A 24,080-nucleotide genomic window follows, 5' to 3' on the forward strand; every position below is an offset into this window, starting at 1 on the left:
CAAGCGCGAATAGGCCTCGAACGTACCGATGGCTTGTACTCTGTGGAAGTTGTTATGCTACTGCGATGATCTAGGATCTTGCCGGGAGGCGCGAATGGGAGTTTTCGACGAGCTGTTGGAAGTGCGCTTGCCGCCAATCGCGATCCAGTTCTTCCATGTCTTTTCGCGATTCGAATGCGCTCTCAAGCGATCCGGTAAGTATGCAAGAGGGGACGGACAATGGGTTACGCCCCGATGGGCAAGCTTTGCTGATGACCTTGGTGCGGAGTTCTTGTCTGATGTGGTCAAGAGCGGCCAAGCTAAAACTCTTATTGAGCGGCCTCCAAACAAGCAAATTCTCGTGCACGAGGGACAGCTCGGGTGGAAAGTCGGCGAGCCGATTCAAACCACCCGTGACTTAATTGATGCTGTTCGCACCGTGAGGAACAATTTGATGCACGGGGGGAAATATCGAGAGGCTGGATACGGTAGTCCAGCGATGGTTGAGGGATCTGAGCGCGATGAAAAGCTCTTGAGCGAGAGCCTTAACGTACTCGCCATGGCGTTGGAACGAAGCCCCCTGGTACGCGAACACTTCGGTCGCATATAGTCGACCGTCTCTCATCAAAGCATCGAAAGGCGAAGCATTGTGAGGATTCTTCGCTTCGTTGAAGGAAGTTGCTGGGGTGATGGGCGACGTAATCGCATAATCCCTTGGCGGCGGCTCCGGCAGTTGCCGCATAGAGCATGTCGCCCTACAATGGTCGCAAAACAATTCGTTCTAATCGACCTACTACGGGGTAGTCATGGACTGGTTGACTCATATCATTGCGTTTCTCGCTGGTTTGGGCGGTGGATGGACGTTGAAGGCCGCTGTCTCAGTCCGTTCATCCAAGTCTCATCGCGAGTCGAAAGTTTCCCAAAATAGGAACTTCGCTGGCGGGGACATCGTGGCTGGTGATAAGAGCAACAACACCAGCAAGTAAGCGCCGTGGATATCATTCGTCAGAATAACAATCAGGCGCAAGGCGATATAATCGGTGGCAATAAAACCGAAACAACATTTAACTTCATTAATCAGCAGACGATCAGTGAGCTTACTCGCCTGTACGAGAAAATGAAGGCGAATGATGGCGTCGGAGAGCCGTCGGACAATATGTTCTGTGAGCAACTGGAACATTACATTAATGCCAGCACAGACGGCGATGTGCGTGGGCTCGAAGTTAAGCTCCAAGAAAGTGGAAGAAGTGAGCTAATTCCCGCGGCGACGCGAATGAAGGAGCGCGCGACGAAAGCGGTAATGCGCTACCAAACATCACGTACTGCGCAGCGGATTTATACAATCATTTTAGACGAGTTATATACCAATTTCTCGCTCACTGTTACGCCGGCAATTCAGTCTGGTGCAGACCGTGTTGAAATAGATCAGCGCATAAATCTCGTATTGCAAAATACTCGAGGGGTTCTGGGGGAAAATATATTGGAGCTCAGCGTAAAGGATTTGTGGGCTCTTTTGTATTTCCTTGGAGGAAATTGCCACATTAGGTGGGATAAATGTTAATTTATCACCCGGCTTTTGATGCATATCACTGTGCATTTCGCATGTTAGCGGTGGCGGAGAGTATACCGGAGCTTGAGGTTGATAAGGCTCGGTTGCTTGATTTTTATCTGCTTTTCCCATCGTCAGTTCAATTTGCTCGCCTACCGGTAGCGCTTCGTTCCGTGCAAAAAATTGCAAAATCATTTGCAAATGAATATCACGATCCTTTGAGTCCGGCGACAACATTTCGAGAGTTGCGGCAAATTCAGCAATCTGCGCTCAGGTGTATTGCTGCCTCTGGGCTGATAGATATTCGGCGTTTGGAGGTCGGTTTTGTTAGGCGAACGGACCTCCCAATACCTGGTAGCCTTCAGTCGAAGATTGATGGCTTTCTTTTGCAAAGAAAACCACTTGCTGAGACAATACTTTTTGATATTGGAAGTATTCCGCTTCGAGGTCATGATGGGTTGAAGCATCGCTCGAGGCTGATGGAATATAGATATGACGTTGCTTAAACCGACACTTCGAGTTAATCGCCTTGTCGTCTTTCAAGGTGGCCATAGGGCGTTTGACTGTGAGTTTCATAACGGGGTTAATATCCTTCGAGGTCGGAATAGCTCGGGGAAAACAACCATTATGGATCTCTTGGCGTTTTCTCTCGGAGCGGAAAATATTCGCTGGAAGCCCGAGGCGTTACTATGCTCGCAAACTGTCGTTGAAGTTCAATTGAACGATGGAGTTGCTTGCTTGAGCAGGGATATTAGTGAGGAATCCATGCGCCCCATGCAGATTTTTTGGGGTGGAATGGAGCAAGCTCTAGGAGCGGCTAGTCATCAATGGGAGCGGTACTCGTTCAGGCGAACTGAGAGTCAGAATAGTTTTTCACAAGTTTTATTTACTGCGTTGGAAATGCCGTTGGCTAAGGGGGATGGTGCGTCCAATCTCACGATGCATCAATTGCTGCGGGTTCTGTATGCGGATCAACCTTCTGTTCATAGCCCGATCTTTCGAGATGATATTTTTGATAGTGCCCTAACAAGAGAGATGGTGGGTGGGTACCTATCAGGTGTATATGATGATGAACTATATTCATCTCAATTAAAAACCCGTGAGCTCGAGGGTAAGCTTAATAAATGTGAGTCTGAGCTCAATGGCATTTATAGAGTGCTCGGTAAATCGGGGCAGACGCCTGATCTTAAATTCTCGGTTGATAAGATAGACGAGCTTAATTCGGTTCGGGGTGAGTTAACTGCGCAGATTGAGAAATTAAAGATCGAAAGGGTGCTTCCGCGTAAAGATGCAAATAAAGCGCGTGCTAAAGCTGATGTGTTGCGAGCAAATTTAAATGATGCTCGAAGAAGGCAGTCGGAGATGGCTGATGAGCTGTCGGCTTTGGAGTTGGATATCGGTGATTCTCTTTTGTTCATTCAGGAAATCGATGCGAGAATCCAAAATCTCGACGAGTCGAAGGAGACTCGAGCGTATTTGGGGAATCTAGCGTTCCGGTTCTGCCCCAGCTGCCTTAGCGAATTGAAAGATGATCGTGTTATGGAGCATCAATGTCATTTATGTACCAGTTCTATTGATAATGGACGGTCGGATGGACAAATGCTACGTATGCGAAATGAGCTTGCCATCCAGTTGAGCGAGTCAAGAAAGCTTATTGGTGAATATGAGGCGAGCGCCGAGGCGTTGCGTCGAAATATTCCTATTGTTAGCGAAGAAATTAAACGTTATGAGCAGGAGTACAAGACGGTTGCGTCATCCTGGTCGAGTGAGGTCGAAACAGTCCTTGAGGAGATGTCCAGAAAACTCGGTGCACTCGATGAGGAGATTCGGCAAGCATACGAACGCCAAAAGCTCGCATCTGTAATAGCTGACCTACAGGCAAATCGTGACTCAGTTACATCTGAATTGGCAGCGCTTGAGAATAAGATTTCTGCACTTAAGCAGCAGCAAGGTGCACGTCAGTCTGAGGTGGATGGGGCAGTCGAGAAGGCCATGACTCGACTTCTTAAGCAAGATCTGCCGCTACAACCGGAATTTATCGATCCGAAAAATATTACGTTTTCGTTTCATAACAATGCAGTTTACGTAAATAAGACGCGAAATTTTTCGGAAAGCTCAGCGGTTGTATTGCGACATATCTTCCATTTGGCGCTCCTTACCGCCAGCATGCAAAAACCCTATATGCGTTTGCCTCACTTTATGATGTTGGATGGAATTGATGATGGTGGTATGGAAAAAAATCGCAGCCATAAGCTCCAGGAAATCATTGTTCACGAATGCGAGACGTATAAGAGCGATTTTCAAATAATATTTGCTACATCTGATATTAGTCCGGAACTTGAGGGGACGGATTATGTTGTTGGTCGTCCGTTCACTTCGGATAGCCGTTCGTTGGATGTGAGGCCAATCTAATATGTGTAAAAACGACGCTCTTGCGTCGTTTTTTTACTACTTAGTCAGGTTTGTTTAATACCCGGAGGTGTCCGCTACCGATCAGGAAATTTCGATAAGACCTGATCGCCACCTCCCACACGGCACGTACGACGTTCGGCCCCGAGTCGATGATGCGGCCTTGCATGTCGATCACCGCGAGCGTTGCAGGCTCGCCGTCCGGTGTCGAGATGCTCAACCCCTGAAAGCTTACCGCGCTGATCGTGCTAGAGATCGGGGCGACGACCTGCACGTCGGCCGTCGGTGTTTTGGGCTTCGGATGTTTCTTCATTGTCGTCGCGACCTCGCAAGCATGCAGAGCGCCGCGCGGGCGCGGATCTCGCGGTCGTATCCAGTTAGCGTCGATCGCCAATTCGACGCGTAGGCCGGCCCGGCCACAGACGTCGACGCGCGCAGCGCGACCTCCGCGTCGGTCGGCCGGACGTATGCCGGGCAAAGGCGTTCGCCGTGCCGGCGCGCGCCGCGGGTCAGGCGGCCGGATTCGACGAGAGCTTCGAGAAGCGGTTTCATCTGTGCGACGTTGATACGGAATTTGCCGGCGACCGTACTGGCTTCGTATTTGGTGCCTGCGGTCATACGCGCGAGGATCTGGTCGGGGGTGGGGCGACGCGTGGTCATGCTGCCTCCCACGCATTGTAGATTCCTACGACACGATTGCACGTCGCGAGGTCAAACCATCCGATGTGGCATTCCTCGACGTTCTCGATACCAAGCTGCGCAGCGAGCCAGGCATACGCGTCGGTGCGCGTCATGCCGCCGGTTTCCCATACCGGGTTGAAGGCGGCTTTGGCGCGCTTGCGGGCCTCGCGCGTGGGCGCGTCGGCCAGGGTGCCAAGAGGGATGCCCGTGAACGGATGCATACCGACGTACGCGCGGCAGGTGCGGCACAGGAAGACCCACGGCCAGTCGCCGTACTCGCGGCCGTAGATCTCGGCGTTGCTCACGATTTCGACCGGGCCGCCGTCGTAGTGGCAGGTTGTCGGTTGCGGGAGGGGATTCTTCACGCGCGCGGTAGCGCGGCGGGAAGGATTCCACGGAGTTTTTTTCGTTTGAGTCGGTTGCATGTCGGGTCCAAAAAAACGGGCGCTGTACAAGCCGCCCCGAATGCGCCGCGCAATCCGAGGCACGGAAGGCGCGCGGCGGTGAGCAATAAAAAGCGGGCGCTCGTGCGGGCCGCCCCAAACCGGCGCGCGGGGTGCACGCCGGCGACCAGATCAGGCGGCGGCCGACGCGTCGGCGCGCACGGGGGTGACACGGCTGTTCTCGATCCAGAACGCCTCGATGCTTTCCGGCAGCGCCTTGGGCGGCGCCTTCAGGCTCATGAACACGAGTGCGGTGTCGATCTGGTTCGTGAAGGCCAGGTCGTCGAGCCAATACAGCAGGCGGTCGCGCTCCTCCGCGATTAGCAGGTCGGCGCGATCGAGGACTAGCAGCCGCAGGCCGGACAGCAGCGTGATGGCGGCTGCAATGTGCGCGTCGGCGCGCCAGCGTTCGGATTCCGACAGCAGGCCGTAGGGGCGGCCGCCGGCGAAGATAGACATATCGGCCTTCACGAGCACGTGGTCCCACTCGCTCATTTCCGCGAGGCCCGCGAGCTTTTCGTTCATTGGCCCGATCGCCTCGTTCAGCAGATCGGCGGGGATGCCGTCCGGCCCGAGCGCTTCTGCGATACGGTCCCATTCCGTCACGTCCGCATGGTGCGCCTGCGCCTTCATTTCCACGTCGGCGGCCGCGGTGGCACGCCGCTGACGCTCGCGAGCTGCGTTGACGTCGGCGGCGATCTTTCCGCGCTGCTCGGTCAGCGCGGCTAGGCGCGCGCGCATCTCGTCGATCTCGGTCGATGAAACGAAGTCGGCCGCTTCGGCCTCAAGCAGGGTGAGCTGCGCCGCGGCTGCCTCGGCCGCGTCGAGATCCGCGCGGCGATTCGCGGCGGCGCGCTCGAGCATCGCGAGGCTTGCCTCATACTCCGGCAGCTTGTCGCGCGCTTCCTCGTCGATCGCATTGCTGGCGCCGACGGCCGACAGCACACCGTGCAGGTAGCGCAGCAGCGCGCCGCATTCCGGGCACGTGCATTCGACGCCGGCAGGCGCAGCGCCGGCGCTCGCGCGCAGCGCGTCCACCTTCGGCTGGAATTCCTTCACCTGCGCGTCGGCGTAGTTGAACGAATCGGTTCGTTTCGCGTGCTGCGACGCGACTGCGCGCAGCTCGGCAATCTTCGATGCGCGCGTGTTGGCGGCCGTGCGGCTGGCCTCCGCCGCGCCGATCAGCTCCCGCACGTCGCCGATTTCGCCGTCGACCGATTCGAGCTCGCTTTCGAGCTTGATCGTCACGGCTTCATCGAACTCGACGCGCTCGGGGCGCCACGTCGCCGCTTTCTGGCATCCGTATGTCTCACCCGTGACCGCCTTCCACGCGGCGCGCGCGGCCTTCGTGCGATCGACCGCATCCTTCTGCGCGGCGTCAAAGCCTGCGCGCAACAGCGGAGTGATCGTCTTCAGCCGAGCGGCTGCGGCGGCCGGCAGCGCGGCGTCGTATCCGAGCCGCGACACGAGTCGCTGGCGCATCTCGTCGTGGCCGATCTTCACGCCCAACAGGTCGTACAGGAACGCGCGGCGGTCGGCCGGCACGAGGCGCGCGAAGCGCTGCGCGTCGAGCACGAGCGGCATGCGGGGATCGTCCGGCAGGCCGCGCGTGAGCTTGCCGGCGGGGAGGGTGATGGTGTTGTGGGCGTCGCCGGCGGCGACCGTGATCTGGCCGCCGGTCGCGCCGACGTTCAGCAGCGCGTCGTACTCCTTCTTCCGCTCGACGCGCGTGGCGTCGCCGGTCAGCGCCAGGCGCACGGCTTCCTCCATGCTGCTCTTGCCAGCGCCGTTCGCGCCCCCGAACAGGGCTACGGGTTTGTCGAGCACAATGTCGGCCTCGCGGATGCCGAGGAAGTTGCGCACGAGGATATCGGTGATCTTCACGCTTCACCTCCGTCGCTGTCGGTCGACTTCAGCACCGTGCGCTGACCCTTGTCGTCCATCGCGCTGACGACGCCGCGCACTTCAAGCGCCTCGATCAGCTGCGCGGCGCGGTTGTAGCCGATGCGGAAGTGGCGCTGGACGAGCGAAATCGATACGCGCTGCTTTGCAATCACGAACATCTCGACCTCCGCGATCAGCGGGTCGTCGTCCGTCTGCTCGTCGTGCCACGATTTCCAGCCCTTGACCCACGCGATGCACAGCTCGCCGCCCATGATCGGGCATTCGCTTTCCGACTTACCTTCCTCGGCGGCGCGCCGGCCAGCCTCGTGCTGCTCGTCGAGCTGCGCCTGCGTGGGGCCGTCGCCGAGCTTCGGCACTTCGCGGAATTCCGCGTCGACGATGTCATCGCCCTCGGGGGGCTGGCCGTCCATGCCGTCGCCATCCTCGTCGGTGTACTCGCGCCCGAGATCGAGCCCGCGCTGATCGGACTCGCCGCGCACCTCTTCCATCCCGCCGGTGTGATCTGCAGGGTTCGCGACGACGACGAGCACGGATTTACCGCTCGCGTCGTACAGCTCGTGCAGGTTCGGCGCAGTGCCACCGAACTTCACGACGGCCTTCACGCCGTCCTTGATCGTGATCTGGTCGAGGTCGCCTTGCACGACGATTCGGCCGTCGCTCGCGATCAGGTGCACGGCCATCTTCACGAGGTTGTCGACGCGCTTGCGCAGCCGGTCGATCACGTCGTTTTGCTTCTTCTCGGAGAGCTTCACCCACACGTCGGGAAGCATCTTCATTTCCAGCGCGACGGCCGACAGCAGATCGCGGCCGATCGTGCCAGCGGTCATGTTGAGGACGTTCTTCGCGTCGTTGTTCTCGGTCACGGTCGATTCCTTATGATGGTGGGAGGGTTACTCAGCGCTGATCGGCGCGCGGTGGCGGCGCTGCGTGCTGGCGCGCTGCTGTTGCGCCTGCTCGTCGGCCGCCGCGGTGATGGCACGCATTCGCGCCGATGCGGCTGCGTTCAGGTCGGCTTTGGTGGCTTCGTCAGATACGCCTGAGATCGCGCTGCGCGCGAGGTCGAGATCCTCAGGGGTGGCAGCGGAGGCGATGTCCTCGCGGATGCCCTGCACGAGGCCGGACTCGTCGAACTCGAAACCGCCTTGCTGGCGTTCGTCCTCGGGCTGGCCTATGCCGTCGTCATGCGACGGCGGCGTAGCGGCAGGCGATTCGCCGGCGGCCGCAGAGGTCGCAGCGGCGGTGTGGGGCTGGCGTACTGTCTGCGACGGATCACGCGCCGCGTCGAACGTGCCGTTTTGCCAACACGGCTGCGGATCGGCTTGTGCCGCGGTCGTGCGGCCGACTTCCTCGGCCGGCTGCGCGCGGCCGGCGCGCATTTCGTCGATGGTCGTGCGGTTGACCGAGTACGAGCCGTCTGGGTTGATATCGACGATGTCGGCGGCTTCCTCGACGGTCGTCAGGCCCATCAGCAGTTCGGGTGCGTACAGCTTCCCGAAGAACGACGCGGTGCGGTAGCGGAGCATGACCTCGGGCATGGTTTGCCATTTGCTACCGTTCTTCGTGTACCAGCCTTCCTTGACTGCCAGTTCGACCGACACGGGCGGCGATTCCAGGCGCGCGTCGCTCCCGCGCTCGAGCGCCCATGCGATGCACACCATGTCTTCGATTTCGACGTCCTGCTTGCGCTCTTCGCGCACGCGGCGGCCGTTGGCGCCGTCCTTCCATTCGAAGAACGTATACGCGACGGCCTTTCGGCCGAGCTTCTGAATGTCGAATCGAAGCGGCGAGAAGCGGCCGCAGCCGTTGATCGCGGCGATGATCCACTGCGAGGACCACGACGGCCGACCTTCGACGATGTACAGGTTCTGCATGACCATCAGCGGGTCGGCACCCATGCGCTGCGCCATGTTGAGCGCGACGACGGCGTTCGCGAGCGCGTTCGGGTTTTCGCGCGTCTCGGTGATGTTGCCGTAGCGGTCGGTCTTCTCGATCGTCTTGCGGTATGCAACGGGCACGAGCGTCGACGACGCGAGCAGGTTCGCCGCGCGCTGCATCAGCTCGAACGACTGCAGCGAACCGAAGCCCGGCGCGACGGCGGGCAAGCTCGCCTCGCGCGGCTGCGGCGTGCGGACGGCTTCGAGCGTGGTGGGGGCGTTGGTAGATGCGTTCATGGTGGCCTCGGAATTCAGTCGTGGAAGATGCAGGTGGCGAAACGCGGGCAGTACTTCTCCGCGCACAGGAGGGATTTCGGGTTGGGGTAGAAGTCGCCCGAGCGGAACATGTCGGAGGCGAACTGGATCAGGCCGGGCGTCTGCTCGGTGCCAACCATCGCGCGCTTTGCGTTTTTCAACGGCGCCGATGCGATCTCGGGCGTGCCCTTTGTCTTGAGCCCGATGATTTCTGCGTCGTCGCCGATGGTGTCGCCGGTCGAATGTTCGTAGAGCAGCTCGTACGTACCGACCTGCGGTCCGTGCCCCTTCGTGTTGGCGGCGCCCTTCTGGACAGCCGATGACCCGCTCTTCAAGTCGGCGATGCCGACGCCGTGCGCCGCCTTGCGCACACGTGCGCGGTCCATCGTGCCGGTCAGGCGCACGATGATCCCGCCGCCGCAATCGATATCCAGCGGCTTCGTTTCCATCTCGACCGCGACGAACTCGTAATGCGGCGAGACTTCGAGGCAGTACTTCGTGAGCAGCACCAGACCGATGCGCTCCGCGTCCGGCAGGCTCAGGTCGTCTGCGAACGGGTTGTATTCGTTCTCCGGATCGTGGAGCTTGTCGATGAACGCGCCGGCTGCGTCGTCGGCCGTCAGGCCGCTGCCCTCGATCCGCGCCTGATCGAATATGGCCGTGCCGGCATGGATTGCGGTGCCGAGCGCGGCGCGCAGGCCGACGACGTTCCGCATTTTCAGGAGGTGGATACCTTCCCACCGGTAGCTGCAGTCAAATAGGGCGCCCCAGCTAGACGCGCGGACGGTATAGACGGAAGATTTCATATAGGAATCCAAAATATCGTGAAAGGTGGTCGGGTGACGTGGCCGGATCGGGTTACTGCAGGCGCGCCTCGCCGATCAGGTACGCGACGTAGAGGACGAGCCCGGCGGCCGCGCCATAGAGCAGCATCCAGAACGTGGCCGCGATTGCGCGGCGGATGCGTGATAGACGTGGCGCCTCTACACGCGGCAGCGGAATGCGAATCGAGTTCATGCGCTACCTCGGATTTCTTGTACGACGCGCTCGGTGCGTGCCGCGTCGGCTTCGTCGCTCGCGCCTACGTAGGCGTAAAGCGCAAGTACAAACGCGACGCACAGGCAGAACGGGCCGATGATGCTGGTGCGCCGGCCGGCCGCCGTGCGCAGGTTCATGCGGCACACGCTGACCGCGGCGAGCATCCACGCGGCGCAAACGATGGTCAGGTCGATCGTCATGCGCCACCCCGCGATGCGGCATCCTGTTGCGCGTCTTCGTCAAGGCGTTGCACTTGGGTAGTTGCGATTGCGTGGGCGAGGCCGCCGACATACGCACGGAATCGCGAGCTGACGAAGTTGTAGAGACTTTCTCGTCCCAATTGATATGCGGAGAGAAGGTCAGCCGCTTCGCCGTCGCAGATCGCGCCGAGGGCATCGGCGAACTCGGTGGCGTCCGGCGCATTGAGCTTGCGCCGCTCGATGACGCTGGCGAGCGAGTCGACCAACTCGGCGCGTGCGGCCGCGTCATCGAGTTCGCGCTCGACGCGGGCCAGGCCGCGCTCGATGAACGCGTCATACGCGGCACTGGTAGCGATGACAGGTATCGTGTTCAGCATGTCGGTCCCGCCTTACGAGTGCAGCGTTTCGGGCACGTCCACGTAGACGAACGTGCCGCATTCTGCGTCTGCCTCGACCGTCGCGACGGCCATCGGCGAGAAGAAGCGCGCGACGCGCGCGCCGGCGGCGGGGTCGTACTCGTCGAAGGAAAAGGTGAATGCGCGGGCGCCGCGGATCGTGAGTTCGAGCGGGCGGCCGGCGATGGCGTTCAGCTGTGCCTCGAGGGCGGTGAGCTGGGTTGCTGCGGTGCTGGTCGTGATCATGTTCGTCCATCGGTTGGGTAGCGATGGAATGGATGGTAAAGCAATGCTTTTAGATAAGCAAGCGGTGCTTTATTTTCTGAACGAGTGCTTTAGAAGCCCAACAGGGGATCGCTGCGGATGAGCCGAGCCAGTACTTCGGCGAGGCAGTAGCGGGTGAGTGCGTCATTGCCTTCGAGATCGCCGGCGCGATTGAAGTACAGGTCGCCACTTGAGATTGTGATGACTAGCTGGCCATTTGGCCCATCAGGATCCGATGAGTCGGTGCGCGGCGAGAGGGGCGCGCGGAACTTAAGCAGCGTTGCGCGCCGGCCTTTGCCAGTGGCCGGTATGGAGGTAGGGCGTGTTGAACCGGAACCGCCGTGTGCGGCCCGGTATTCGGCCATGTCAATAAGGTTCGGCAAGACCAGAAAGACGATCATCGCAGCATAGGGGAAATCTCAAAAACCCCATCGACGATTGGGAATAGCTATTGAAATGGCGAGAAAATAGCCGCTTCCGCGGCTTTGGCGTCTTAGGCTGCCCGAGTGCTCTTCTTCGCGGGCCGGGGAATCATGAACTCGCTTTTCGTTAGATCGGTAGACCCAGCTCCGAGTCGGAGCAGCGCGTCAAGCGCGTTTGCGATGGCCTCGACCTCTTCAGCACTGCGGCCGCCGACCACCCGAATCAGCTTCTCGATCGCTGCGTCACGCGGTGAACCGGCTGATTCCGCCTCATCAATCCCCAGCCACCATGACAACGGACGCCCGGTCAACTGGGCCAACTTCGGCAGTTGATCTTTACCGATGCGCCCGGTCCTTTTCCAACCGTTGACGGCCTGCGGGCTCACGCCGCACGCGGCCGCTACTTCGGCCAGCGGGAGCGGAAGCTCTTCGAGCGCCTGGGTGATGCGGCGCGCCATCTCAGCGGTGTCATTGGTCGACTTCATAGGCAGATTAAATCATTGCTTTAAGATTAGCGGCAATGCTTGATATTGATGAAGCATTGCTTTATTCTTGGGCCATGAACACGATCAAATCCCATGTTCTTGCCGCGGTTCGAGAGGCGGTGGATGTCGCCGGCGGCCCGAGCAATTTCGCGCGAGCACTTGAAGTGTCACCTCAGATGGTGTCGCAGTGGGTCAGCGATAACCCGACGCGAAACCGGCCCGTCGCCGCACGCCACTGCAAGCTGATTGAGAAACTGTACGGTATCAGCCGGCGTCGATTGCGGCCCGACGATTGGCACCGGTACTGGCCCGACCTCGCGGACGTCGTTGAGGCTCCGGTGAACGAGGGGACGTGATGCGCCGCGCAATCCTTTTCTGCCTCGGCCTCATTGCGTCGATCGGCGCGCTGCCGGCGGCCGGCTTCGGCCTCGATCCCATCTGCCTCCACTTCGCGGGCCGCGAGTCGACGACAAGCGAGGCGCTCGTCGTCGGGTTTCTCGTCGGCTTGCTACTCAACCTTGCGCTCATGTCCGTCATGGACGTCGCGTCGAAGCGGAACGGCTGATGGCTGACAAACTTCCGATTCCGCCGGCCGTCCGGTACTGGGTGCTCAATCAGCGTCGAACGATGGCGCGAAAAGCTCGCGCATCAGCGCTACCTGTTCGAGTTGCCGATCAACGTCGACGCCGGCCGTTCCGAGCATTGCTGCGATCAGTGCTTCGCATTGCGATTCGAATTCCGCTTTCACTTTTTCTCGCTGCTCTTGCGAAAGCGCCTGCAGCGAGCTGGAGGCGAGGGCGATGAGAACGGTGATCTCGACTTGATGGTCGGTCTGCCGGACTTCGAGTTCGCGTAGTCGCCGTTCGAGATCGGTCAGATTGTGGTTCACGCGTGCTCCCTTCGTGAATGGTTGCTGAAGTGAAGAGCAACGAGTCTCCCACGTCAGCGAGCACGCCTATCTCGTTAAGGCCGCCTCGGGCAGCTGTGTGTTTCGTGTCCATGCCGCCAGCGTATTCGACGCTGAGTTCATGGGCATTCCTTAGTTTTTGAATTGGTGGTGAACTCCCATGAATCAGCCGATTTCATTGATGATGCGTTCCAGTATCGCGGCAGCGATTCGCGCCGCGCTCAACGATCCGAAGAAGAAGCAACGCCTGCTGGAGGCGACCGGGTGGGACGAATCCATGCCGTCGAAGCTCGTGCAGGAAAAGCCGGCCGGCATCACCCTCGACAAGCTCGACGCGTTGCTCGCCGCGCTCGACCACGTCGTCGTGACGCGCGACTACCTCGACGCGATGTGCACGATGGGGAAGGTCGGCATGTTCTGCGAATGCGCGCGCGCCGGCGGCGGCGAGTGCGGCGCGGGGCGTTGACATGGAAGCCTTGTTCGTGAGCGCGGCGTTCCGCGCAGGTTGGCGTGCGGCGCGCGCCGGTATCCCGTTCCACGAAAACCCGCTTACGCACGGCGCGCTCGCGCGGTTCGCCCGTATCTGGGGTTGCGGGTGGGCGGCGGCAAATGATCGCGAGGTGGCCGGATGGTGATCCGTCGCGAGTACAACACGTTCGGCTTCTGCTGCGGCCTCGGCGGTGGGGCGAAAGGGTACATCGAGGCCGAGTCCCGCGTCGGGAACATGAGTGCGACGTGGCGCTGCATCGGAGGGATCGACAACGACCCGGCCGCGGCGCGCGACTTCGAGCAGCTCGTCGGCACGCCGTGCACGGTGATGGACTTGTTCACGCGCGAGCAGTACACGGCGTTCAACGGGGCCGAACCGCCGCCCGGCTGGAGCGAGGCAACGCCTGACAATATCCGTCGCGCGGCCGGCTACGAGCATCCGCATTGCGTGTTCATCTCGTCGCCGTGCAAGGGCGCGTCGGGGCTGTTGTCGGAGAGCAAGTCCCGGACGCCGAAATACCAGGCGCTCAACGAGCTGACGCTCCGGTGTGTGTGGCTGATGTGCGAGGCGTGGAAGGATGACCCGGTCGAGCTGATCGTGTTCGAGAACGTGCCGCGCCTCGCGTCGCGCGGCCGACATCTGCTCGACCAGATCGTGCAGCTGCTGCGACACTACGGCTACGCGGTCAACGAAACCACCCACGACTGCGGCTTGATCGCCGGGCTCGCGCAGAGCCGCAAGCGCTTCCTGCTGGTCGCGCGCCATACGGCCAAGGTGCCGGCGTTCCTGTACGAGCCGCCGCTCAAGCGCCTGCAGGGCGTTGGGACGGTCCTCGGCCGCATGCCGTTGCCTGGCGACCCGACGGCGGGCCCGATGCACCGCGTGCCGTCGCTGCAGTGGAAAACGTGGGTGCGTCTCGCGTTCGTCGAGGCGGGCAGCGACTGGCGCAGTCTTGAGAAGCTGGTGGTCGAAAACGGCCACCTGCGCGATTACCTGATCCTGCCGGAACGCCGCGGCGGCCACATCGGTGTGGTCGACTGGAACGAGCCGGCCGGCACTGTCGCGGGAGAGTCTCGGCCGACGAACGGTGCCTTCTCGGTGGCCGATCCGCGTCACGTCGTCGGGGCGGCTCAATATCAGCAGTATGGCGTGTTGCGCTGGGACGAAGCCTCGGGCGCGATCACTGCGGGCACGAATCCCGGGCAAGGAACGTTCAGCGTCGCGGATCCGCGCCACGCTGGCCCGGCCAAACACAACAACGAATTCCGAATCGTGCCGTGGGACGGTGCCGCTGGCGCTGTCACGAGCGCGCACGGCACGGGGCAATGCGTACAGGACCCGAGGTCGGGCATGCGCCGCGAGCGCGGCGACGCGTATCTGACCGGCGGCCATTACGGGGTCGTCGGGTGGGAGCAGCACTCCGGCGCGGTGTCTGCGGCCGCGGGCCACGACAACGGTCGATGGTCGGTGGCCGATCCGCGCCTCCCGGCGGCGTCCGACAAGCTCGTTGCGATCATCCGCGCGCTCGATGGAACGTGGCACCGGCCGTTCACGACGCTCGAGCTGGCCGCGCTGCAATCGCTCGTCGAACCCGAGGAGTATCTCGAGCTCGACGGCCTATCCGATCAGGCGTGGCGCGAGCGCATTGGCAACGCAGTGCCGCCGAAAGCGGCGCGTGCGATCGCAGAGGTGATGGGCACGACGCTGCTGCTTGCGGAAACGGGCGAGACGTTTCAGCTTTCGGCGACGCCGGTCTGGGTGCGGCCTGTTGCCGTCGCTCTTTCCGTCGATTCGCCAGCGGAGGTCGCATGATCTACGCCTCGGAGACGCGACCACCGCCCTCGCGGCTTGGTCAGCTCATTGATTTCGTAAGTACACGTCTCAGCGGCAGATGTCACGAGTTTGGCGATTTCTGCGAGAACCTTTTTTACATCCTTGAGGTGCCGAATCTGTGGGATGGGGCGTTCTTCGTTGAGCGCGTCGACGATTTCCTCGTCCGCTTCCATCATCAAAACTCGGGCTTTCATGATGTTCGCGGCGCAGTTTTTAGGCAGGGCCGCGATCTTCTCGATTTCGGTGGGGACAATCAAACCGTCGCAGCGTCGGATTATGACCCGCATCTGCTGCAACATTGCGTATCGCGGTCCGGACCTGACGTCGTCTTCAAGAATCGCCTTTGTAACTGGGTGCAGGCCAAATACGAGCTTGTTCTCGGGCACGTCTTCTCGATCGACGCTCGCGTAACCCGCGCGGATGTCTTCTCGGATTGCTTTGAGCTTGGGCTCGATCCCGATCGCAGCCAATCTTGCGCTCGCCCGTTCGGTCGCGGCGATTCGGCGTTGGTCAGCCACCGCGATTCCGAGCGCGACGACAGCAGCTGCGAACGTGCTGACGGCAGTTGCTGCATTCCAGAACAGAGTTGCGTCCATGCTTTCCCCACTGCGAATTGGGGGAGGATCGTAGCATGACCGAACAGCCGGCGTCGCTCGCTCACATTCGCGACAGGTGGGCGCCATGATCTTCTACAAGCGCTTTCCCGGCGACTACACCCGCGACACCATCCACCTGTCCATGATCGAGGACGGTGCCTATGGCCGTCTGATGGATTTCTATTACTCGAGCGAGAAGCCGCTGCCGCCTGACCGCAAGGCGGTGTATCGCATCGCACGCGCGACCGACCGAGCGGAGCAGCGCGCGGTCGACAGCGTTCTCGGCCAGTTCTTCGATCTGACGGATGACGGCTACCGGCAGAAGCGCATCGACATCGAGATCGAGAAGGCGCAGCCGAAAGCGATTGCGAACCGAGAGAACGGAAAGAAGGGCGGCCGGCCCCGCAAAAATCCGCCTCCCGACAACCCACCGGATAATCCACTACAAAACCCAATGGGTTTTCAGTCGGAAACCCAATCGGAACCCAGCGGACAACCCGCGCTGGTTAACCATAGCCATAGCCATATAAAAAACCTAAGCGGCGGCGGCACAGCAGAGGTTGGTGGTTGCGCGCGCGACGAATTGCCGCCTGCCGCCGCACTGTTCGAAACGCTCGCCGCGAACGGCGTCGACGCGGAGCCGAACGATTCGCGTGTCGCTGCGTGGGTGGTCGCCGGCATGACGCCTGACATGCTCGCGACCGCGATTGCCGAGGCTCGCCAGCGGCGAACGAAGGCGCGGTCGCAGCAGCCCGTGAACGTCGGCTTGCTCGACGCGATCGTCGGCGACGCGCTCGCCGCGCGTGCCGCGCCGTCGGCTGCGACGGGACTGTCGGCCGGGCCCTGGCACACGTCATGGTCGGGCATCGTCGCGAAGGGGGGCCAGCTTGGCTTGGCGCAGGGCGCCGATGAGCCGGACATGGATTTTCGGATTCGCGTGTACCGCGCCGCGGGCGACGGGCCGTGGTGGGACGAGCTCGATCGGCGTTTCCGCTCGCCTGGCCTTGTGCCGGCCGGCGCAATTCTCAACCAACCGAAGGAGGACCGAACCGATGGCCGGTGAGCAGCAACCGTTGATCGCGTCGTCACCCGTGGCACGCCGCATTGAGTTCGTCGTGCCCGGTACGCCGGTCGCGAAGGGCCGACCACGTTTCGCGCGCCAAGGCGCGCACGTTCGCGCATTTACGCCGGAGAAGACGGAGCGTTACGAAAACCTCGTGAAGATCGCCGCCAACGTGGCGATGCGCGGCGCGGCGCCGTTCGACGGGCCGGTGCGCTTCGTGGTGCACATCGGCGTGCCGATCCCTGCGAGCTGGTCGGCGAAGCGCCAGGCGTCGGCTGCCGCGGGGCTGATCGGCGCGACGAAGAAGCCGGACTGGAGCAACGTGGTCAAGGCTATCGAGGACGGCCTCAACGGAGTCGTGTACGTCGACGACGCGCAGATCATCGATGGATGGATTTCGAAGCGGTACACGCGCACGCCGGGCGTGCGAGTCGAAGTGATTGAGCTGAATTTGCAGAAGGCGTGAAGGGGGAAACGATGAGCGATCTGGAGCAGTTGATGATGATCCGCGGCGCGGTCGCGATGATGGGACCGGACGAGGCCGCGAAGGTGGAGACGGCGCTGGCCGACCTGCGCGAAGTGCTGGCGAAACATGGCGAATCCGGCATGCTGGCACTGGCGATCGCCGGTGCCGAACTCGCGGCGAAGGGGGCGTGAGTATGTCCGACGTCCAGTTCAAGAGCGGGTTCGACGCAGTGCGCTTTGCGTTGTGCTACTCGCTGCAGCAGTATGGCGAGACGATGTTGGCGAAGCGCTTGCGCGGCGAGTCGGTCGGCACGGGCGTGGGGCTCGTCGGGCTCGACGGAGCCGGGCAGGCCGGCCAGATCCGCCGGGAAATGTGGGTGCTGCCCGACCTACATCTCGCGGTGCTGATCGCTCGCGCCGCGCCGCACGACATCTCGTGCAGCTGCGGTCATGCGTGTTGCTCCGGCCGCCGGCCGAACGCCGAATGGAAGGCGGCCATCCAGTGGCTCACCGAGGCATCGGCGGCGTATGCATCGGGTTTCTCGCACTACCGCGTGCGGCGCGCCATCGTCGAGCGGATCTTCGGCGTGAAATGCAATCTGGCCGATATCGCGAAGGACTGCGACGCGAGCGAGCGCACGGTCGCGTACCACATGGCCGCCGTGCGTCGCTGGCTCGACGGTGACCGGAAAACCGGTGAGCCAGGTGTGATTCAGGTCGCGTGGAGCGTCGTCGAGCGGCGCTTTGACGAGCTAGGTTGGATCGGTGCCGAGGCCGCTACCTGATGCCATCTTCTTGCGGTTGCAGGTTTTACCTGCAATAATCCACCGTATTCGATACACGTCATACGTGCGTCTGAAGCAAAGAAGCCCGCGAAAGCGGGCTTTTTTGTTAGTGCGTCGCAACAATGAGTCTCCAGCGAATCGTGCCTTGCTGTGCCGTGTGCTGATGGTGATTCTGAGGCGGAAGGGGATGGCTGTGCGTAGAAACTTCATTTTGGCCACATCCTTCGCATCGGTAGATCCCTGAATGTGGGGTTAGCGATCCGGGTGAAAGGATTGCGTCAAATGCAACATGATTACTCTGCTGCAAATAATTCTCATTCTTGTAGATGGCCATTTTGGTCTCCAACTCCCGTAGTGGGATTACGATCCTCACATAACTGGATGGCACCGAAATTCAGGTAAACCCGGGCGCGGAGATTGGCTCATTTGCTCCCGTTCACGTAAGCCCGCTTAGTGAGAGCAAACGGGACTTTTCACGTCTGGTCCTTGAATATGCGCGGTTCGCCCAGATGTCAGTGGATCGTTAAATCTACGAGGAGACTCAGATGTTCACGAAGGGTGATACGGTCGAACTGAAAAGCGGTGGCCCGAAGATGACGGTTGCTGGAGTTGTCACTAATCCTGCTCTGATCAAGGCGCTGAAAACGAAATACCCGAGCGTTGAGGTGCCGGTTCAGTGCACGTGGTTCGACGGAAACGTTGTGCAGGAAAGCATTTTCGATCAGGAGATGCTGAAGGCGGTGTGAGTCGCGCCCACGCCGTTCGACTTGCTGTATTCGGCCCGCCCGGGTTCTCCGGAGCGGGCCTTTTTTGTTTGTGCTCTCGGGTTGCGCAGTTTGCTGTTGTGACCGTTTTTTTCATCTATAAAAAAGGTCCAACCTTGCAAATTTCCACCTGCTCGATCGACAGCCTGATCCCATACGCGCGCAACGCGCGCACCCACTCCGAAACGCAAATAGCGCAGATCGCCGCCAGCATTGAGGAGTTCGGCATGGTCGGCGCGATCGTTGTGCGCGACGGGGTGATCGCGAAAGGCCACGGCACACTCGCTGCGATCCGTATGCTATACGGCGCCGGCAAGCGCCTGTATCCGCCGCCTGGCCGCTCGAGCGGCGCCGAGCCGTTTCCCGACGGCGAGGCGCCCGTGCTCGATGCGTCCGGGTGGACCGAGACTCAGTTCCGCGCGTTCGTGATCGCCGACAACCAGCTCGCGTTGCTCGCCGGGTGGGACGACGAGCTGCTGCGGCTCGAAGTGACCGAACTGCGCGACGGAGGCTTCGACGTGGACCTACTCGGGTTCGAGGCGGTCGAGCTCGACACGCTGCTCGGCGGCGGCGCCGCAGGTGCTGCGGTCACCGTGGCGCGCGAGTCGTTGGCCGACAGGTTCCTGATCCCGCCGTTTTCGGTGTTCAACGCTCGCGACGGCTGGTGGCAGGACCGAAAGCGTTCGTGGATCGCGCTCGGCCTCGAATCGGAAACCGGCCGCGACGGAAATCTGACGTATTCGGACTCGTCGCAGCCGCCCGCCGTGTACGCGGCGAAGAATGCATATGCGGCGGCGGTAGGGCGCGACGTGACGTGGGATGAGTTCTACGCGGCGAACCCGGACGTGAACACGCAGGGTTCGACCAGCATCTTTGACCCGGTGCTGTGCGAGATCGTCTATCGGTGGTTCTGCCCGGCGGGCGGCATCGTCCTCGACCCGTTCGCCGGCGGTTCGGTGCGCGGCGTGGTGGCCGCGCTGCTCGGCCGGCAATACGTCGGTTGCGATCTGCGCGGCGAGCAGGTCAGCGCGAACCGCGAGCAGTGGGCGGAGGTTGGTCGAGACGATTGCCCGCCGCCGGCGTGGCATGTCGGCGACAGCCGTGAGCTTGCGCGCCACGTCGGCGACGTCGATGCGGATCTCGTGTTCTCGTGTCCGCCGTATGCCGATCTGGAGGTGTACAGCGAGGATCCGGCCGACCTGTCGAACATGGACTATCCGGACTTCCTAGCCGGCTATCGGGCTGTGATTGCCGCGACGGCCGCGCGGCTACGCGACGACCGCTTCGCGTGCTTCGTGGTCGGGGATGTTCGTGACCCGAAGGGCATCTATCGCAACTTCGTGTCCGACACGATTGCGGCGTTCCGCGACGCGGGCCTGCGCTACTACAACGAAGCGATTCTCGTGACGCAAGCGGGCTCGTTGCCGATCCGTGTCGGCCGTTCGTTCTCGGCGACGCGGAAGTTAGGGAAGACTCATCAAAATGTGTTGATCTTCGTGAAGGGCGATCCGCGCGCGGCCGCCGATGCATGCGGCGTTGTTGATGTGGCGATGCCGGAAGCGGATGAGCTGGAGGAAACGGCTTAGTCGCCATACTTCATGACGAGCGCACGCTGGCCGGCGAGCTTCATCGATTCGACATCCTTGCCGAGCTGCGAGCAGAAGCGCGGGTTCGTGTAGGCGCCGTGCGCATCGAGGATCGCCGCGCGTTCCTCGCCAAGCTGCGGGAAGCGTGCTGCGATGCGGATTGCTTCCTGCCAACGGTCGGCGGCCATGTGCTCGCGCACGATCGAGATTTTCGTTTTCATGACGGGCTCCTGATGAATGGCTGCGACTCTACGCGGAGCGCACGTCGAAGCAAGCCCCATTCGCTATGGCACGACCGAGTTTCAATTCAACGGCTGCACAGCGCGCGCTCGTTGAGCAGCTCGCCGCGTTCGGCATTCCCCAGGAAGACATGGTGATGCTCGTCCTCGACGCGAAGGGCAAGCCGATTTCGGTGCCGACGCTGCGAAAGCACTTCCGCCGCGAGTTGACCGAAGGGCTCGTGAAGGCGAACACGAAGGTCGCGCAGGCGCTGTTCAAGAAGGCCGCCGGCGGCAACGTGGCGAGCATGATTTTCTGGTTGAAGACCCGCGGCGGGTGGAAAGAATCCCCCCAGTCGGTCGAACTGACCGGGCGCGATGGAGGCCCGGTCGAACAACGGACGCACATCGTGGATGAACGGGAAGTCAAAGAGGCGCTCGACAAGCTCCAGCGCGAATACTGAGAGCGTCCACCCGGCCGTCGAGCGTGCAGTGGCAAAGCAGCTGTGCGAGACGGACCACCTGTTCTTCACGCGGTATTTTTTCAAGCACCGCCAGGGCATCAAGTTCCGCGTCAACTGGCATCACGTGCTGATCGCGGACGTGATCCAGCGTGTCATCGACGGCACGACGAAGAATGTCGTCATCAACGTGTCGCCAGGCTCGTCGAAAACCGAGATGGTGGTGATCAACCTGATCGCGCGCGGGCTCGCGTTGAACCCGTGGGCGCGGTTCCTGCACATCTCGTATTCGGACGACCTCGCGCTGCTGAACAGCGAGACGGCGCGCGAGGTTGTCGAGTCCGACGAGTACCAGGAAAAGTGGCCGCATGCGATCGCGTCCGACGCGAAGTCGAAGAAGCGCTGGAACGTCGTCGTCAACGGGAAGAAGGCTGGCGGCGTCTATGCGGTGTCGCTCGCCGGCCAGATCACCGGGTTTCGCGCCGGACATATGGCCGAGGGCTGGCAGGGCGCCATCATCATCGACGACCCGCTGAAGGTCGAGGACGCGTACAGCAAGACGTATCGCGACAAGGCGAATCGAAAGCTGCTGTCCACGGTAAAGAGCCGGAAGGCGATCCCCGACACGCCGATCATCGTCATCATGCAGCGCCTGGCCGAGGAAGACCCGACCGGGTTCATCAAGCAAGGCAACCTGCCGGGCGAATGGGAGTATGTGGAGATCCCGGCGCTGATTACCGACGAATACGTCGCCGCGCTGCCGGAGCACGTGCGGAAGCTGGTCGAACTGTCAGAGAAGGATGCCGACGGTCGCTTCAGCTATTGGCCGTACAAAGAGCCGCTGTCCGACCAGCTCGAAATGGAGCGCGTCGCGCCGTATGTGCACTCGGGGCAGTACATGCAGCGTCCGTCGCCGCTCGGTGGCGGGATCATCAAGGGCGCGTGGTTCCCGCGGTACAAGGTGCTGCCGCGCATCCTGTATCGGAAGATTTTCGTCGACACGGCACAGAAGACCACCGAGCGAAACGATTACTCAGTGTTCCAGTGCTGGGGCGCGGGCGACGACGGGCACATCTACCTGCTCGACCAGATTCGCGACAAGTGGGAGGCGCCGGACCTTCGGCAGGCGGCGCTCGACTTCTGGGCGAAGCACAAGCCATACGACCACCGCGCGGGCGGCCCGCTACGCGAGATGGTTATCGAGGACAAGGCAAGCGGCACGGGGCTGATTCAGGACATCAAGAAGCACGGCCTTATTCCCGTGCGTCCGCTGCCGCGCGACACCGACAAGCTGCGCCGGGTGATGGACGTCAACAGCTACTGGGCGGCCGGCCTCGCGGTGATTCCCGAGAGCGCGCCGTGGGTGCTGGATTTCGTGAATGAGCTGAACGCGTTCACGGCGGACGACACGCACGCGCACGACGACCAGATCGATCCGCTGGTCGATGCGACCACCGACATGCTGGCGAACGCCTCCGACTGGAGCGCATGGAACTGACGAATGTTCGAGAAATTTAAGGTGCCGTTCACACGGCGCAACGCGCGCGTGCGCACCAGTGACGCACTGTCGAATCTGGTCGCCGGCATGATGACCTCGCGCGATAAGCGTGCGCATAGCAAGTTCCGGCGGGGCGACAACATCGACCGCGAGGAACTTACAGTCATGTACCGCCACAACTGGCTCGCGCGGAAGATTGTCGACGCACCGGCCGAGGACATGACGCGCGAGTGGTTGCGCCTCGAGACCGATGACGAGGGCGCGAAGTCGAAGCTCGAAAAGGCCGAGAAGCGCTATGGGGTGATCGCGCGCGTCGGCGACAACCTGAAGTGGGGGCGACTGTACGGCGGATCGGCGCTGTATATCTCGATCGCCGGCGACGATCCCGCGCAGCCGCTGCGCGTGGATCGGATCCGCAAGGGCTCATTGCTCGGCTTTGTCGTGCTCGACCGGTGGCAACTGACGCCCGACACGCTGCTGATGCAGATCGATTTGGAGCGCCCAGACTACTGGCGGCCGTCGCGGTTTCGCGTCGCCAACACGAGTCAGTCGATCCACAGTAGCCGTCTCATTTTCGCGGACGGTGCGCTGTTGCCGTGGGACGAGCTGCGCCGCAACCAGTACTGGCACGACAGCGTGCTGCAGGCCGTGTACGACGAGCTGCGCAATGATGAAACTGTCGCGGGCGCAACGGCGTCGATGATGTTTGAGGCGATCGTCAATGTGTTGCAGGTCGAGGGGCTGCGCGACATGCTCGCGACCGACGAAGGTACGGAGCGCGTTCGAAAGCGCTTCGAGCTCGTCGCGCTGATGAAGTCGTTTGTCGGCATGACGCTGCTCGATAAGAACGATCAGTACGAGCAGAAGGCGATCTCGTTCTCTGGCATCGACGGCATCGGCGCGATGTTCCAGCAGCGCGTGGCGGGTGCGTCCGATATTCCGGCGACGCGGCTGTTTGGCCAGGCACCGAAGGGAATGAACGCGACGGGCGACAGCGACATCCGCAACTATTACGACGGCCTGAAGGCGCGGCAGGAGCAGGAGCTGCGGCCGCAGGTCGAGACGATCTACGACGTCATGTCCATGTCGGCGCTCGGTCGCCGCCTCGACGATCTTGTGATCGAGTTCAACCCTCTGTGGCAACTGTCCGAGGCCGAGCAGGCCGCGGCCGAGAAGACGCGCGCTGAGACGGACAAGATTTACGCGGTCGATATCGGTCTACCGATCGATCGCCAGATCATGACCCGCCTGCAGGCGAACGACACCTACCAGATCACCGACGAGGACATCAACCTCGCAGCGGAGCTGAACGAGCCGCTTGACGACGACCCGGACGAACCCGATGGAGATGACCCTAGCGAACCTGGCACGCGTGAACCGCGTGCGCCGGCGTCGTCTGTCGCGCGTTCGACCGAGCCGACCAAACCGGCGAGCTGAAAGCTGGTATCGCACGCA

34 protein-coding genes are annotated in these 24,080 nt (G+C 61.5%); 18 read left to right on the forward strand and 16 right to left on the reverse strand.

Going from position 1 to position 24,080, the window contains the following annotated elements; all coding sequences use genetic code 11:
• Positions 1–94 precede the first annotated feature (94 nt).
• From WS87_RS08815 to WS87_RS08835, 4 genes are all read left to right on the forward strand, one after another.
• Positions 95–589, forward strand: coding sequence for a hypothetical protein (locus tag WS87_RS08815; RefSeq protein WP_107938121.1), 495 nt, complete (start codon positions 95–97; stop codon positions 587–589).
• Positions 590–970: 381 nt separating this feature from the next.
• Entirely contained in the window at positions 971–1,540 is a 570-nt protein-coding gene (locus WS87_RS08825; RefSeq protein WP_236873217.1) for an ABC-three component system protein, read from the forward strand.
• Positions 1,534–2,034: an ABC-three component system middle component 5 gene (locus tag WS87_RS08830; RefSeq protein WP_082750594.1), complete on the forward strand. Its 501-nt coding sequence runs from the start codon at positions 1,534–1,536 to the stop codon at positions 2,032–2,034. The genes WS87_RS08825 and WS87_RS08830 overlap by 7 nt, the downstream gene beginning before the upstream one ends.
• Entirely contained in the window at positions 2,021–3,940 is a 1,920-nt protein-coding gene (locus WS87_RS08835) for an ATP-binding protein (protein WP_082750595.1), read from the forward strand. Before WS87_RS08830 ends, WS87_RS08835 begins: the two co-directional genes overlap by 14 nt.
• A 40-nt stretch (positions 3,941–3,980) precedes the next feature.
• On the opposite strand, the gene WS87_RS08840 is transcribed toward WS87_RS08835, so the two are convergent.
• The 13 genes from WS87_RS08840 to WS87_RS08895 all read right to left on the reverse strand — a co-directional run bounded on the left by WS87_RS08840 (position 3,981) and on the right by WS87_RS08895 (position 11,959).
• Complete coding sequence (locus WS87_RS08840) at positions 3,981–4,250, reverse strand: hypothetical protein (protein ID WP_059817398.1); 270 nt, start codon at positions 4,248–4,250, stop codon at positions 3,981–3,983.
• Positions 4,247–4,597 carry a hypothetical protein gene (locus WS87_RS08845; RefSeq protein ID WP_059817400.1) on the reverse strand — a complete coding sequence of 117 codons (351 nt, stop codon included), beginning with the start codon at positions 4,595–4,597 and terminating at the stop codon, positions 4,247–4,249. Before WS87_RS08845 ends, WS87_RS08840 begins: the two co-directional genes overlap by 4 nt.
• Entirely contained in the window at positions 4,594–5,043 is a 450-nt protein-coding gene (locus WS87_RS08850; RefSeq protein ID WP_059817403.1) for a zinc-finger-containing protein, read from the reverse strand. Before WS87_RS08850 ends, WS87_RS08845 begins: the two co-directional genes overlap by 4 nt.
• A gap of 150 nt (positions 5,044–5,193) precedes the next feature.
• A complete protein-coding gene (locus WS87_RS08855) occupies positions 5,194–6,945 on the reverse strand; it encodes an AAA family ATPase (protein WP_059817405.1) in 1,752 nt (583 codons plus the stop codon).
• Positions 6,942–7,829: a DNA translocase FtsK gene (locus WS87_RS34515; RefSeq protein ID WP_269467395.1), complete on the reverse strand. Its 888-nt coding sequence runs from the start codon at positions 7,827–7,829 to the stop codon at positions 6,942–6,944. Before WS87_RS34515 ends, WS87_RS08855 begins: the two co-directional genes overlap by 4 nt.
• 27 nt (positions 7,830–7,856) lie before the next feature.
• Positions 7,857–9,137 (reverse strand): hypothetical protein, encoded by a 1,281-nt coding sequence (locus WS87_RS08865; protein ID WP_059817408.1) that lies wholly within the window; start codon positions 9,135–9,137, stop codon positions 7,857–7,859.
• Positions 9,138–9,151: 14 nt separating this feature from the next.
• Complete coding sequence (locus WS87_RS08870; protein WP_059817410.1) at positions 9,152–9,961, reverse strand: RecB family exonuclease; 810 nt, start codon at positions 9,959–9,961, stop codon at positions 9,152–9,154.
• 52 nt (positions 9,962–10,013) lie between these two features.
• Positions 10,014–10,172, reverse strand: coding sequence for a hypothetical protein (locus WS87_RS33510; protein WP_159085644.1), 159 nt, complete (start codon positions 10,170–10,172; stop codon positions 10,014–10,016).
• Positions 10,169–10,393, reverse strand: a complete 225-nt coding sequence (locus WS87_RS08875) for a hypothetical protein (RefSeq protein ID WP_059817413.1) — start codon at positions 10,391–10,393, stop codon at positions 10,169–10,171. The genes WS87_RS33510 and WS87_RS08875 overlap by 4 nt, the downstream gene beginning before the upstream one ends.
• The gene (locus WS87_RS08880; RefSeq protein ID WP_059817415.1) at positions 10,390–10,770 is read right to left on the reverse strand and encodes a hypothetical protein; all 381 of its coding nucleotides are present in this window, start codon (positions 10,768–10,770) and stop codon (positions 10,390–10,392) included. Before WS87_RS08880 ends, WS87_RS08875 begins: the two co-directional genes overlap by 4 nt.
• A 12-nt stretch (positions 10,771–10,782) precedes the next feature.
• Entirely contained in the window at positions 10,783–11,034 is a 252-nt protein-coding gene (locus WS87_RS08885) for a hypothetical protein (protein ID WP_059817417.1), read from the reverse strand.
• An 89-nt stretch (positions 11,035–11,123) separates the two neighbouring features.
• Positions 11,124–11,453 carry a hypothetical protein gene (locus WS87_RS08890; protein WP_059817419.1) on the reverse strand — a complete coding sequence of 110 codons (330 nt, stop codon included), beginning with the start codon at positions 11,451–11,453 and terminating at the stop codon, positions 11,124–11,126.
• Positions 11,454–11,545: 92 nt separating this feature from the next.
• On the reverse strand, positions 11,546–11,959 hold the full coding sequence (locus tag WS87_RS08895; RefSeq protein ID WP_059817422.1) for a helix-turn-helix domain-containing protein: 414 nt from the start codon (positions 11,957–11,959) through the stop codon (positions 11,546–11,548).
• Between the two features lie 35 nt (positions 11,960–11,994).
• Between WS87_RS08895 and WS87_RS08900 the strand changes: the two genes are divergently transcribed.
• Together WS87_RS08900 and WS87_RS08905 are read left to right on the forward strand one after the other, a co-directional pair.
• Positions 11,995–12,315: a transcriptional regulator gene (locus WS87_RS08900; protein WP_059817424.1), complete on the forward strand. Its 321-nt coding sequence runs from the start codon at positions 11,995–11,997 to the stop codon at positions 12,313–12,315.
• Positions 12,315–12,524 (forward strand): hypothetical protein, encoded by a 210-nt coding sequence (locus tag WS87_RS08905; RefSeq protein ID WP_059817426.1) that lies wholly within the window; start codon positions 12,315–12,317, stop codon positions 12,522–12,524. Before WS87_RS08900 ends, WS87_RS08905 begins: the two co-directional genes overlap by 1 nt.
• A 45-nt stretch (positions 12,525–12,569) precedes the next feature.
• Here WS87_RS08905 and WS87_RS08910 read toward each other — a convergent pair whose 3' ends face one another.
• Complete coding sequence (locus WS87_RS08910) at positions 12,570–12,848, reverse strand: hypothetical protein (protein ID WP_059817428.1); 279 nt, start codon at positions 12,846–12,848, stop codon at positions 12,570–12,572.
• A gap of 199 nt (positions 12,849–13,047) precedes the next feature.
• Between WS87_RS08910 and WS87_RS08915 the strand changes: the two genes are divergently transcribed.
• The 3 genes from WS87_RS08915 to WS87_RS08920 are packed head-to-tail and all read left to right on the forward strand — an operon-like array spanning position 13,048 to position 15,168.
• Positions 13,048–13,332 (forward strand): DNA-binding protein, encoded by a 285-nt coding sequence (locus WS87_RS08915; RefSeq protein WP_236873218.1) that lies wholly within the window; start codon positions 13,048–13,050, stop codon positions 13,330–13,332.
• A gap of 1 nt (position 13,333) precedes the next feature.
• Positions 13,334–13,501, forward strand: a complete 168-nt coding sequence (locus WS87_RS33515) for a hypothetical protein (RefSeq protein ID WP_159085645.1) — start codon at positions 13,334–13,336, stop codon at positions 13,499–13,501.
• Positions 13,495–15,168: a DNA cytosine methyltransferase gene (locus tag WS87_RS08920; protein WP_059817432.1), complete on the forward strand. Its 1,674-nt coding sequence runs from the start codon at positions 13,495–13,497 to the stop codon at positions 15,166–15,168. The genes WS87_RS33515 and WS87_RS08920 overlap by 7 nt, the downstream gene beginning before the upstream one ends.
• Here the strand turns inward: WS87_RS08920 and WS87_RS33520 are convergent.
• Complete coding sequence (locus tag WS87_RS33520; protein ID WP_159085646.1) at positions 15,090–15,785, reverse strand: hypothetical protein; 696 nt, start codon at positions 15,783–15,785, stop codon at positions 15,090–15,092. The two genes, WS87_RS08920 and WS87_RS33520, sit on opposite strands and share 79 nt — an antisense overlap.
• An 85-nt stretch (positions 15,786–15,870) precedes the next feature.
• Between WS87_RS33520 and WS87_RS34215 the strand changes: the two genes are divergently transcribed.
• From WS87_RS34215 to WS87_RS08960, 6 genes are all read left to right on the forward strand, one after another.
• The gene (locus tag WS87_RS34215) at positions 15,871–16,848 is read left to right on the forward strand and encodes a YdaU family protein (RefSeq protein ID WP_082750596.1); all 978 of its coding nucleotides are present in this window, start codon (positions 15,871–15,873) and stop codon (positions 16,846–16,848) included.
• Positions 16,838–17,314: a RusA family crossover junction endodeoxyribonuclease gene (locus WS87_RS08935; protein ID WP_059817436.1), complete on the forward strand. Its 477-nt coding sequence runs from the start codon at positions 16,838–16,840 to the stop codon at positions 17,312–17,314. Before WS87_RS34215 ends, WS87_RS08935 begins: the two co-directional genes overlap by 11 nt.
• An 11-nt stretch (positions 17,315–17,325) precedes the next feature.
• Entirely contained in the window at positions 17,326–17,505 is a 180-nt protein-coding gene (locus WS87_RS08940) for a hypothetical protein (protein WP_059817438.1), read from the forward strand.
• Positions 17,506–17,507: 2 nt separating this feature from the next.
• A complete protein-coding gene (locus tag WS87_RS08945) occupies positions 17,508–18,098 on the forward strand; it encodes a hypothetical protein (RefSeq protein ID WP_059817440.1) in 591 nt (196 codons plus the stop codon).
• A gap of 545 nt (positions 18,099–18,643) precedes the next feature.
• On the forward strand, positions 18,644–18,844 hold the full coding sequence (locus tag WS87_RS08955; protein ID WP_059817443.1) for a YodC family protein: 201 nt from the start codon (positions 18,644–18,646) through the stop codon (positions 18,842–18,844).
• A complete protein-coding gene (locus WS87_RS08960; RefSeq protein ID WP_236873219.1) occupies positions 18,841–20,448 on the forward strand; it encodes a ParB/Srx family N-terminal domain-containing protein in 1,608 nt (535 codons plus the stop codon). Before WS87_RS08955 ends, WS87_RS08960 begins: the two co-directional genes overlap by 4 nt.
• Here the strand turns inward: WS87_RS08960 and WS87_RS08965 are convergent.
• The gene (locus WS87_RS08965) at positions 20,445–20,669 is read right to left on the reverse strand and encodes a hypothetical protein (RefSeq protein ID WP_059817447.1); all 225 of its coding nucleotides are present in this window, start codon (positions 20,667–20,669) and stop codon (positions 20,445–20,447) included. The two genes, WS87_RS08960 and WS87_RS08965, sit on opposite strands and share 4 nt — an antisense overlap.
• Positions 20,670–20,824: 155 nt before the next feature.
• Here WS87_RS08965 and WS87_RS08970 point away from each other — a divergent pair, with 155 nt between their 5' ends.
• Genes WS87_RS08970 through WS87_RS08980 form a run of 3 tightly spaced genes read left to right on the forward strand, consistent with a single transcriptional unit; the run spans position 20,825 to position 24,062 of the window.
• The gene (locus tag WS87_RS08970; RefSeq protein ID WP_218929482.1) at positions 20,825–21,130 is read left to right on the forward strand and encodes a hypothetical protein; all 306 of its coding nucleotides are present in this window, start codon (positions 20,825–20,827) and stop codon (positions 21,128–21,130) included.
• Positions 21,081–22,625: a phage terminase large subunit gene (gene terL, locus WS87_RS08975; RefSeq protein ID WP_059817451.1), complete on the forward strand. Its 1,545-nt coding sequence runs from the start codon at positions 21,081–21,083 to the stop codon at positions 22,623–22,625. The genes WS87_RS08970 and terL overlap by 50 nt, the downstream gene beginning before the upstream one ends.
• Positions 22,626–22,628: 3 nt before the next feature.
• Positions 22,629–24,062 carry a DUF1073 domain-containing protein gene (locus WS87_RS08980; RefSeq protein ID WP_059817454.1) on the forward strand — a complete coding sequence of 478 codons (1,434 nt, stop codon included), beginning with the start codon at positions 22,629–22,631 and terminating at the stop codon, positions 24,060–24,062.
• Positions 24,063–24,080: the final 18 nt, after the last annotated feature.

Source organism: Burkholderia sp. MSMB0856, from assembly GCF_001524645.2.
In the GTDB taxonomy this organism is placed as follows: Bacteria; Pseudomonadota; Gammaproteobacteria; order Burkholderiales; family Burkholderiaceae; genus Burkholderia; species Burkholderia diffusa.

Coding starts and splice junctions, on each gene's coding strand:
- WS87_RS33520 (WP_159085646.1), bottom strand. CDS start 15,785: ATGGACGCAACTCTGTTCTGGAATGCAGCAACTGCCGTCAGCACGTTC.
- WS87_RS08875 (WP_059817413.1), bottom strand. CDS start 10,393: ATGACGATCGACCTGACCATCGTTTGCGCCGCGTGGATGCTCGCCGCG.
- WS87_RS33510 (WP_159085644.1), bottom strand. CDS start 10,172: ATGAACTCGATTCGCATTCCGCTGCCGCGTGTAGAGGCGCCACGTCTA.
- WS87_RS08920 (WP_059817432.1), top strand. CDS start 13,495: ATGGTGATCCGTCGCGAGTACAACACGTTCGGCTTCTGCTGCGGCCTC.
- WS87_RS34215 (WP_082750596.1), top strand. CDS start 15,871: ATGATCTTCTACAAGCGCTTTCCCGGCGACTACACCCGCGACACCATC.
- WS87_RS08915 (WP_236873218.1), top strand. CDS start 13,048: ATGATGCGTTCCAGTATCGCGGCAGCGATTCGCGCCGCGCTCAACGAT.
- WS87_RS08880 (WP_059817415.1), bottom strand. CDS start 10,770: ATGCTGAACACGATACCTGTCATCGCTACCAGTGCCGCGTATGACGCG.
- WS87_RS08900 (WP_059817424.1), top strand. CDS start 11,995: ATGCTTGATATTGATGAAGCATTGCTTTATTCTTGGGCCATGAACACG.
- WS87_RS33515 (WP_159085645.1), top strand. CDS start 13,334: ATGGAAGCCTTGTTCGTGAGCGCGGCGTTCCGCGCAGGTTGGCGTGCG.
- WS87_RS08945 (WP_059817440.1), top strand. CDS start 17,508: ATGTCCGACGTCCAGTTCAAGAGCGGGTTCGACGCAGTGCGCTTTGCG.
- terL (WP_059817451.1), top strand. CDS start 21,081: ATGAACGGGAAGTCAAAGAGGCGCTCGACAAGCTCCAGCGCGAATACT.
- WS87_RS08940 (WP_059817438.1), top strand. CDS start 17,326: ATGAGCGATCTGGAGCAGTTGATGATGATCCGCGGCGCGGTCGCGATG.
- WS87_RS08980 (WP_059817454.1), top strand. CDS start 22,629: ATGTTCGAGAAATTTAAGGTGCCGTTCACACGGCGCAACGCGCGCGTG.
- WS87_RS08885 (WP_059817417.1), bottom strand. CDS start 11,034: ATGATCACGACCAGCACCGCAGCAACCCAGCTCACCGCCCTCGAGGCA.
- WS87_RS08850 (WP_059817403.1), bottom strand. CDS start 5,043: ATGCAACCGACTCAAACGAAAAAAACTCCGTGGAATCCTTCCCGCCGC.
- WS87_RS08935 (WP_059817436.1), top strand. CDS start 16,838: ATGGCCGGTGAGCAGCAACCGTTGATCGCGTCGTCACCCGTGGCACGC.
- WS87_RS08895 (WP_059817422.1), bottom strand. CDS start 11,959: ATGAAGTCGACCAATGACACCGCTGAGATGGCGCGCCGCATCACCCAG.
- WS87_RS08830 (WP_082750594.1), top strand. CDS start 1,534: ATGTTAATTTATCACCCGGCTTTTGATGCATATCACTGTGCATTTCGC.
- WS87_RS08965 (WP_059817447.1), bottom strand. CDS start 20,669: ATGAAAACGAAAATCTCGATCGTGCGCGAGCACATGGCCGCCGACCGT.
- WS87_RS08815 (WP_107938121.1), top strand. CDS start 95: ATGGGAGTTTTCGACGAGCTGTTGGAAGTGCGCTTGCCGCCAATCGCG.
- WS87_RS08970 (WP_218929482.1), top strand. CDS start 20,825: ATGCTCGTCCTCGACGCGAAGGGCAAGCCGATTTCGGTGCCGACGCTG.
- WS87_RS08870 (WP_059817410.1), bottom strand. CDS start 9,961: ATGAAATCTTCCGTCTATACCGTCCGCGCGTCTAGCTGGGGCGCCCTA.
- WS87_RS08835 (WP_082750595.1), top strand. CDS start 2,021: ATGACGTTGCTTAAACCGACACTTCGAGTTAATCGCCTTGTCGTCTTT.
- WS87_RS08865 (WP_059817408.1), bottom strand. CDS start 9,137: ATGAACGCATCTACCAACGCCCCCACCACGCTCGAAGCCGTCCGCACG.
- WS87_RS08905 (WP_059817426.1), top strand. CDS start 12,315: ATGCGCCGCGCAATCCTTTTCTGCCTCGGCCTCATTGCGTCGATCGGC.
- WS87_RS08845 (WP_059817400.1), bottom strand. CDS start 4,597: ATGACCACGCGTCGCCCCACCCCCGACCAGATCCTCGCGCGTATGACC.
- WS87_RS08840 (WP_059817398.1), bottom strand. CDS start 4,250: ATGAAGAAACATCCGAAGCCCAAAACACCGACGGCCGACGTGCAGGTC.
- WS87_RS08890 (WP_059817419.1), bottom strand. CDS start 11,453: ATGATCGTCTTTCTGGTCTTGCCGAACCTTATTGACATGGCCGAATAC.
- WS87_RS08955 (WP_059817443.1), top strand. CDS start 18,644: ATGTTCACGAAGGGTGATACGGTCGAACTGAAAAGCGGTGGCCCGAAG.